The organism is Lapillicoccus sp. (assembly GCF_039935575.1).
Lineage (GTDB): Bacteria > Actinomycetota > Actinomycetes > Actinomycetales > Dermatophilaceae > Lapillicoccus.
In genome coordinates this window covers 1-8,229 of sequence record NZ_JBDTKA010000106.1, presented here as the reverse complement: position 1 = coordinate 8,229, position 8,229 = coordinate 1, and the positions used below count along the sequence as shown (strand labels likewise).

General features: G+C 65.8%; 7 protein-coding genes. 3 read left to right on the top strand and 4 right to left on the bottom strand.

Annotated elements, in window-relative coordinates; genetic code table 11:
* The coding region (locus ABI385_RS12880) for a glycosyltransferase family 1 protein (RefSeq protein ID WP_348104151.1) at positions 1 to 945 on the bottom strand (945 nt) is incomplete at its 3' end.
* Between the two features lie 96 nt (positions 946 to 1,041).
* On the opposite strand from ABI385_RS12880, the gene ABI385_RS12875 reads away from it, so the two are divergent.
* Together ABI385_RS12875 and ABI385_RS12870 are read left to right on the top strand one after the other, a co-directional pair.
* A complete protein-coding gene (locus ABI385_RS12875) occupies positions 1,042 to 1,893 on the top strand; it encodes an ABC transporter permease (protein ID WP_348104150.1) in 852 nt (283 codons plus the stop codon).
* Positions 1,894 to 1,922: 29 nt separating this feature from the next.
* Positions 1,923 to 3,140: an ABC transporter ATP-binding protein gene (locus ABI385_RS12870; RefSeq protein WP_348104149.1), complete on the top strand. Its 1,218-nt coding sequence runs from the start codon at positions 1,923 to 1,925 to the stop codon at positions 3,138 to 3,140.
* A 37-nt stretch (positions 3,141 to 3,177) separates the two neighbouring features.
* Here ABI385_RS12870 and ABI385_RS12865 read toward each other — a convergent pair whose 3' ends face one another.
* From ABI385_RS12865 to rfbD, 3 genes are all read right to left on the bottom strand, one after another.
* On the bottom strand, positions 3,178 to 4,251 hold the full coding sequence (locus ABI385_RS12865; RefSeq protein ID WP_348104148.1) for a glycosyltransferase family 1 protein: 1,074 nt from the start codon (positions 4,249 to 4,251) through the stop codon (positions 3,178 to 3,180).
* 31 nt (positions 4,252 to 4,282) lie between these two features.
* Positions 4,283 to 5,260, bottom strand: coding sequence for a glycosyltransferase family 2 protein (locus ABI385_RS12860; protein WP_348104147.1), 978 nt, complete (start codon positions 5,258 to 5,260; stop codon positions 4,283 to 4,285).
* Positions 5,261 to 5,330: 70 nt separating this feature from the next.
* Positions 5,331 to 6,185, bottom strand: coding sequence for a dTDP-4-dehydrorhamnose reductase (rfbD, locus tag ABI385_RS12855; protein ID WP_348104146.1), 855 nt, complete (start codon positions 6,183 to 6,185; stop codon positions 5,331 to 5,333).
* Positions 6,186 to 6,282: 97 nt separating this feature from the next.
* Between rfbD and ABI385_RS12850 the strand changes: the two genes are divergently transcribed.
* On the top strand, positions 6,283 to 8,229 hold a 1,947-nt coding region (locus ABI385_RS12850), incomplete at its 3' end, for a peptidoglycan recognition protein (protein WP_348104145.1).

Genomic DNA, 8,229 nt, shown 5'->3' with positions numbered 1-8,229 from the left:
CGCGTCGCCTCCGACCTCGACCAGCGCAGGGTCGTCGCTGACGACGACCGGGAGGCCGGCCGCCATCGCCTCCAGGACGGGTAGGCCGAAGCCCTCGGCGCGGCTGGGCATGGCGAGGACACGAGCCCCGTCGTAGAGGGCGGCCAGCATCAAGTCGTCGACCCGGCCGACCTGGACGACCCGGCTGCCAATGCCTGCGGCAGCGACCAGTCCCGGGGTGTCCACGCCTCCCCACCCCTGTTGCCCCACGACGACCAGGTCGAGGTCGTCGGTCACCGGGTCGGCCATCGCCCGGACGAGCACGTCGAGCGCTTTGCGGGGTTCCGCCGTCCCCACGAAGAGTACAAAGGGGCGAACCACACCGGCAGCCCCGAGCAAGGCGTGCGCATCCGAGGGGACGGGTAGGGCTGCGGCACCGGGGGGGACCACCTCGAGCCTCGCGACCGGCCGCAGGATCGTGCGCAGCGAGGCGGCCACCGCCAACGTGGGGGTGACGATCACGTCGGCCTCAGCCGCGACCCAGGCCGCCATCCTGCGGTGGAACGCCACCCCCCGTGGCGTGAGCGTCTCCGGATGGGTCCAGGGCACTGCGTCGTGGATCGTGACGACCAGCGGAACCCCCCGGGCGGTGGGCGGCGCCAGCAGGGTCGGCGCGTGGACGACCCGACCCGCCGAGCCGACCGCCGGCGGCATACCGCGCTCCCACAACCTGGCGAGAAGGGGCACCGGCAGCGGAATGGCGCGCGTCTGGACCGGCAGGTCGGCGGCGGCCTTGCACCCGAGGGAGACGACAGCGGTGACGTCATCCAGTGGGCCCATCGTCTTGGCTAGCGACCCGATCAGCTCGCGGGTGTAGCGGCCGGTGCCACCCGGAATCCGCGCGCACAGCTGCGTCGCGAGCACGTCGAGGTGGACGGGAGCCCCCATGCCGGCCGTGACCTCCATTCGCGCCCCGCAGGAACGTCGTGCCGAACCGTTCGTCGGTGCAGGTATCGTGAGCCTGCCACACGAACGGCGGAGCCGTCAGACGGAAGGACCGGTATGCAGCTCGCGACGCGCGGCGACAGACAGCAGACGCGCCTGCGGACCGAGCTCATCTCGCAGTTGATCCGCAAGGACCTCAAGGTCAAGTACCAGGGTTCCTCGTTGGGCTTCATCTGGTCACTGGCCAACCCCATGCTCCTGCTCGTGGTCTACACGTTCGTGTTCGCCGTGGTGTTCAAGTCGCAGGTGCCGAAGTTCGGGCTGTTCCTCATGTCCGGCCTGTTGATCTGGAGCTTTTTCACAATGGGGGTGAGTGGGGCCGCCACCTCGATCCTCGGAAATGCCGGCCTGGTCAAGAAGGTGCCGTTCCCGCACTCGGCCCTGCCACTGGCGTCCGTCGGGTTCGCGGGAGTGCAGGTGGCCCTGCAGTACGCCGTCCTCATTGTCGCGCTCTTCGTCTTTGAGATGCCGCCGGTGCGGATACAGCTCCTGCTCCTAATTCCGGCGCTTGTCGTCGCGCTGATGATGACGGTCGGGTTGGGGTTCTTTGTGGCAGCCTCCACCGTGCGACTCAGGGACACGCAGCACATCCTCGAGGTTGCTCTGTTTGCCTGGATGTGGCTGACGCCGATCATCTACCCCGCCACTCTGGTGCAGCACTTCCTGGGTACCGGAACCAAGGAGTGGCTGTACTACCTCAATCCGATGTCTGGTGTGGTGATTTCCTTCCAGCGCGCGCTCTATGGGGTGGTGTACTACCCGGGCACCCAAGACCTTCTGTTACCCAGCGCGTCGACGATGTTCTACGTCGAGGCATTGGGCATCGGGTTCGTCGTGGCGGCAGGGGTGCTCGCCCTCGGCATCTGGCAGTTCCGCCGTCTCTCGGCGGACTTCGCGGAGGATCTGTGAGTAGCTCACCGTCGAGCTCGAACCAAGCGATGTCAGAAATCCTCATCCGAGCCGAGGGTGTAAGCAAGCGCTTTGCCAGCTACCAACGACGGGCCACCAGCCTCAAGGAGCGCCTGGTCCGTCGCGAGAAGACCGAGAAGGAGGTCTTCTGGGCATTGCGGCACGTCGACCTCCAGGTGCGTCGGGGAGAGACCGTCGGCCTGATGGGTCCCAATGGCTCGGGCAAAAGCACCCTGCTGAAGGTTTTGGCCGGAATCCTGCGACCCAACGAAGGTGAAGTGTCGGTCGTGGGCCGGGTCGCCTCCCTGCTTGAGCTCGGCGCCGGGTTCGACGGAGAGTTAACTGGTCGAGAAAACGTCTACCTCAATGCTGCTCTTCTCGGGGTGCCGCGCCACGAGACGGACCGCCTGTTCGACGAGATCTTGGCGTTCAGCGAGCTGGGCGAGTTCATCGAGTTCCCGGTGAAGCACTATTCGTCGGGAATGTACGTGCGTCTCGGCTTCTCGGTCGCGGTGCATATCGACCCGGACATCCTGATCATCGACGAGGTGCTGGCAGTCGGCGACGCTGCCTTTCAGAAAAAATGCCTGGATCGCATCGCGGACTTCCAACAGCGAGGCAAGACCATACTCTTTGTCTCACATTCCCCCGGTCTGATCGAGCAGCTGTGCACGCGGTCAGTGCTGCTCAGCCACGGACAGGTCATGTATGACGGCCGGCCGCGTGAGGCCGTCAAAAGGCTGAACCGCATGCTAGGCGTCGACGGCGTCGACGCCAGGAAGGGCGACGTCGCGACAGTGGGCTCCATGCGGGTTCTCGATCCGATGTCCGCCGAACCGGTGTCGGAGTATCAGTGCGGTGCGTCAGTCGTCGTCGAAGGAACCGTGGAGTGGACGACCATCCCCGAGGGCGAGGTGCGTTTCTCGTTGAAGCTCGCGAGCCCAGGCGAGAAGGACCCTGTCATCGAGGTCGAGCCGCGATGGAGGCCAGTTCCTCGCGGACAGCTCGGTTCATCCGAGACGCGATTTCGATGGATGATCGACGCACTCCCCGACGTTCCAGGGGACTTCACCCTGGTGTTCGGCGTCTATCGCGGCAAGACCCTGCTGGCTGAGGGCAAGATCGGCGTTCGACTGTCTGGCGCAACACCCAGGGTCATCGAAGGCGCTCTGAGCATCGAAGGGGCACTGGTGCCACTCGACGCGATCGCCGATGGGGCCCCGCTAACTGAACAGTATTGGGCCTGAGCGTCCACGGGCACCCAACCAGAAACTCAACCAAACGTCAGTCGTCAAGGGCCCGCACATACGCCTGGCGGGTCAGCCGTACGCAGTTGGTCCAGGAGAATCCAGATGCCCGCTCCTGGCGCTGTGCCGGAGTAGCCGCGGGGTGTCCCACTGCGTCGAGAACGGCCGCGGCGAATTGATCGGGGTCACCCGCATCGCAGTACGAAGCGCACGAACCCAGGACCTCACGCGTGACGGGCAGATCGTTCGCGAGCACAGACACCCCGCAGGCGAGTGCCTCGAGCGGAGGCAGCCCGAAGCCCTCGTCAAGGCTAGGGAAGACCAGCAGCGAGGCGCCGGCCACCAGCCGTCGCAGGTCGGCCTCGGGCAGATGTCCTGTCAACGTCACCTTGTCAGTGCGAAGTCCGGCGAGGTCGAGTGCTGGGCCCCACCCCTTTCCTCCCGCCAGAACGAGGTGCGGCGGGTGATCCTGGCGCTGGGTGAGCAGCCGCAGCGCGGCTAGCAGCGCTGCGAGGTTCTTGCGGGGCTCGAGAGTGCCCACCGCGAGGAGGTACTCGTCGGGGAGTCCGTGCTGCCGGCGCCACTCGACCGACGGCTTCGCAACCTCGAACCACGCTTGGTCAACGCCCAAAGGTGTTACGACGACACGCTCCGCGTCGACCACGTACGCGTCTAGCAGCTGGTCCCGCACCGTCCTCGAAGGGGTAAGGATAACCGCCGCCCTGGACAAGCTCTTGGGCACGAGCTCCCGGTAGGCCAACGACGCCGCCGACACGGTCTCGGGAAACTTGAGGTAAGCGAGGTCGTGGATCGTTACGACCCCCGCGGCCCCCCGACTCGGCGGAAGTACGAAGTTCGTCGCATGGAACACGTCCACGCGACCGCATAGTGCCTCCACCACGGGCACATTCACCCTCGCCCAGGCGGCTCTCAATGCCCGGGCCGGAACTGCCTTGGTCTGCACCTTGATCCCGGGCGGTACCTCTGTCGCCAGCTCCTGGCGCCCACGAAAGGTAAACGCCGTCGCGACCACTTCGTCCTGCTCCCAGTCGGACGTGAGGTGTCGCAACAGATTGGCCGTATAGGTCCCGATGCCGGTGCGCCGACCCAAGAGTGAAGTGGCGTCGATACCGATCCGCAACTCAACTCACCACCCTGGCGGGTCTTTCCGTGGCCCCGGTCCACTCGCGCAGCACATCCCGACGCGAGACGCTGCGAGGAACGTGCCGCCGGTCACGCAGAGTCTGCGGGAAGCGCCAGGCTACGTCTCGCAGCACTCGCAGCCGCAGCATTGGCCTGAACACGGCCGCGTCGGGGACGGAGCGACGAGCCGCCCGGCTTGCGGCAAGGGAGGCCGTTGTCAGGACGAACCGACCGGTCGCGCCGACCGCAGCGCTGATCGGGGCGTCGCGGAGCAGCATCAGCAGACGGTTGCGTTCGTTATGGAACGCGAAGCCCTCCGACGCGGGGTCCGCGCTGGCGGCGTGGAGATGCCGGACTACGGCACGCGGCTCGTAGACGATCCGCCAGCCGGCGAGCCGCAGCCGCCAGGATAGGTCGGTGTCCTCGTAGTACATGAACCACTCGTCGGCGAAGCCCCCGGCTGCCTTGACGGCCAACGTCCGCAGGACGACCGCGCCCCCCGAGAAGCCGAAGACCTCGACCGGGACGTCGTACCGGGAACCGTCGTGCTCACCCAGCCCGCGGTCCGCCCCGTACAGGGAGGCCAGCAGCACGACTCCGGCATTGTTGACGACCCGGGCTTCGACACCAGACCCCGTCGTCACCAGCAACATCTTCGACGTGACCGCAGCAACACCTGGGTCCTGCATCGCCACCAGGCAGGCTTCTAGCCACTCCGGCTCTGCGAGGGCGTCGTTGTTGAGCAGTGCGACAAACCGCGTGCCAACCTCAGACATGGCCGCCGCCACCCCGCCGGCGAAACCGACGTTCTTTGGCAGACGCAGGATCTTCGCCTCGGGGAAGGTGACGGCGACCGCCTCGGACGACCCGTCCGTAGACGCGTTGTCCACGACCAGGACCCGGTGCGAGGTCGTCTGTCGGGCGAGCGAGTCGAGGCACGACAGGACAAGGTCGCGACGCTGCCATGTGACAACCACGACGGTCACGTCCGTGACGTCAGTTCGCTCTCGAGCGTCGTCAACATAACTGGCATCCGGCATCCGCAAGTCAGGTGCGAACGCCGATGACGGCGCTGATGGCGCGCCTAAGGGACGTCTGCCAATCGGGCAGGTCGGGGAGCCCGACCTGCGCCCACTTCTCGTGACCGAGCACGGAGTAGGCGGGCCGGGAGGCGGGCAGCGGAAACGCATCAGTCGTCGTCGGCAGCACTCGGTCGGGATCAAGTCCCAGCAGCCGGAAGATCTCTCGGGTGAAACCGAACTTGGTCGTCTCCCCCGAGGAGGTGCCGTGGTAGATGCCAAACGGAGCGTCGCTGCTCAGCAGTGACTCAACCGCGACGGCGAGGTCATGAGTCCAGGTTGGTTGACCGCGCTGGTCGTCGACAACGCTGAGGGACGGCCGTTCGCCCGCAAGTCGTGCCATTGTCTTGACGAAGTTCGGACCGTGCTCGCCATAGAGCCAGGCCGTGCGGACCACGTAGGACTCCGGCGCGATGGCGCCCACGGCCCACTCACCTGCCGCCTTGGTGCGCCCGTACGCCGACCGGGGCGCGAGCGGCGAGTCCTCTGCGTAGGGGGCCGTGGCATCACCGCGGAACACGTAGTCGGTCGAGATGTGCACGAGTCGAGCGCCCGCTGCACGGCTGGCCCTCGCCAGGTTTGCCGCGCCGGTGGCATTCACGTCGAACGCCTCGGCCTCATGGGTCTCGGCGTCGTCTACTGCGGTCCACGCTGCCGCGTTCACCACTGTGTCGTGTCCGTGGACAAGGCTCTGACACGCGTCCGGGTTCGTGATGTCGAGGTCCGAGCGCCCCGCAACGGTCACGTCGTGACCTGCGTCGGTCAAAACCTCGTTCAGGTCACTTCCGAGCATGCCCAGACCGCCGGTGACGAGAATTCTCATGGCTGGAGGCTACCGGGGCACCCTTTTCTTCCTATAGTGGCTCATCCTGTTACCAGAGGTGACGGTGTGACAGAGGTCTAACTCTTAGGGGAGATCCATGAAGCGCGTCAGTATCACTGCCATCGTGGTAATGGCAGCCGGTTTGCTGGCCGCGCCTGTGCTCAGCCCCATCGGGGCCCAGGCGTCGCCCGTCAAACCTGTCGTCCATACGCGAAGCATCTCCGGTGTCGACGCCGCCTCTCTCGCGCTTTCGCCTCAGGCGTTCGACCCCCAGGCACTCGGGTCAGCCGGGGCAAATGGGCCAGCGCAAGCAGGGCGGGCGGCTCGAACAAAGGTGCCGGCAGTCCTTACCGGGGAACTAGACACCGGTCACTTCGCCGCGGCCGGGGTCACCTGGTCGCGTGCCGGTGCTCCAAAGGATGTCGTCGTCCAGGTCCGGGTCCGCGAAGCAGGTGCCTGGTCCGACTGGTACGACCTCGAAAAGGAGGGCGGCCCTGATGTCGCGAGCCACGAAGGCGCTCGCTCCGCCGCGCGAGCCTCCGCCGGACCGATCGCCGCGGCCCACGGCGAGGCGATCCAGGTACGGATGGACACCGGTTCAGGCGCCACGCCGCAGGACCTACTGCTCGTAACGGTCGATCCAGGAACATCCCCTGCAGACGCTAACCTCAGCGGCGCTCCGTCATCGACCGCTCACGCAGGAACGCTCGCACCGACGATCGTGACTCGAGCCCAGTGGGGAGCGGACGAGACCCTACGTCCAGCCGACTGCACCGTTGACTACTCCTCGACGATCAAGGCCGGGATCGTTCACCACACCGTCAACACGAATACCTATGCGCCCTCCGAGTCGGCAGGTCTCGTTCGAGCCATCTACGCCTTCCACGTCAACGGCAACGGCTGGTGCGACATCGGCTACAACTTCCTCGTCGACCGCTTCGGCGTGATCTTCGAGGGTCGATTTGGAGGTATGGACCGACCCGTGATCGGTGCGCACGCTGGAGGGTTCAACACCTACACCTTTGGCGTATCCGGCATCGGTGACTTCACAAGTGCCTCACCAACCGCCGCGATGACCGACTCGATCAGCACAGTTCTGGGCTGGAAGCTCGGGCTTCACAACCGCAACCCACAAGGCTCGACTGTCCTCATCTCGGGCGGTGGGCCTTACACCAACTACCCCGCTGGCACCGCAGTGCCGATCAGAGTCGTGTCGGGCCATCGTGACGTCGATGCGACGGGGTGCCCGGGGGACGGGATGTACGCACAGCTGAACAACATTGCCTACGCGGCGGCTGTCTACCTCCTGAGAAACCACGTGACTGACGAAGATCTCTACGGCGCGCTCTCGAGCGGAACCGGATCGGGGAAGGTGGAGGTCCACGGCCAATCGCTCTCCTCCAACTACATGTCGCGACTCATCGACGCGGCCACGCACCTGAGCCAAGACAACCCAACTCAGTGGCGGTTCTTCGTCGGCAGCTTGAGCGGTGACTCACGTCCGGACTTGATCGCGGTTCAGACAACCGGTACCCCATCCGGCAAGGTGGAGCTTCACGTGGTCAGCTGGGCAAGCTACTACCGCGACACCATCGTGAACACGGTCACCCCGATGAGCGCATTCATCCCGGACAGTCAATGGCAGCTGAGCGTGGGCGGCCCTGGCGGCGGGGACCTTTACCTCGTTGGCCTGAGCGGCACGGGGTCAGGCAAGGTAGAAGTCCACGCCCTCTCCGCTGCCTCCAACTACTCGCAGTGGTCACTCCATTCGACAACCGCCCTGGCGCAGGGTTTCTCCGCGTCGTCGAGCCGGTTCATCGTTGCCAAGTACTCCGGCGATCTCTACCTGCTGCTGCACGGGAGCACAGGGTCGGGACGCACGGAGGTCCACACCCTGACGGCCGCCAGCGGTTACCAGTCTTTCAACTTCCATGCCGTCACTCCGATCGGCCGCACAGACGACCGCACGGCGTCGTGGGCGCTCGGAACCGACTCTGTCCCCAACATCCTGTTCCTGCCTTTGACGGGCACAGGGAGTGGCCAT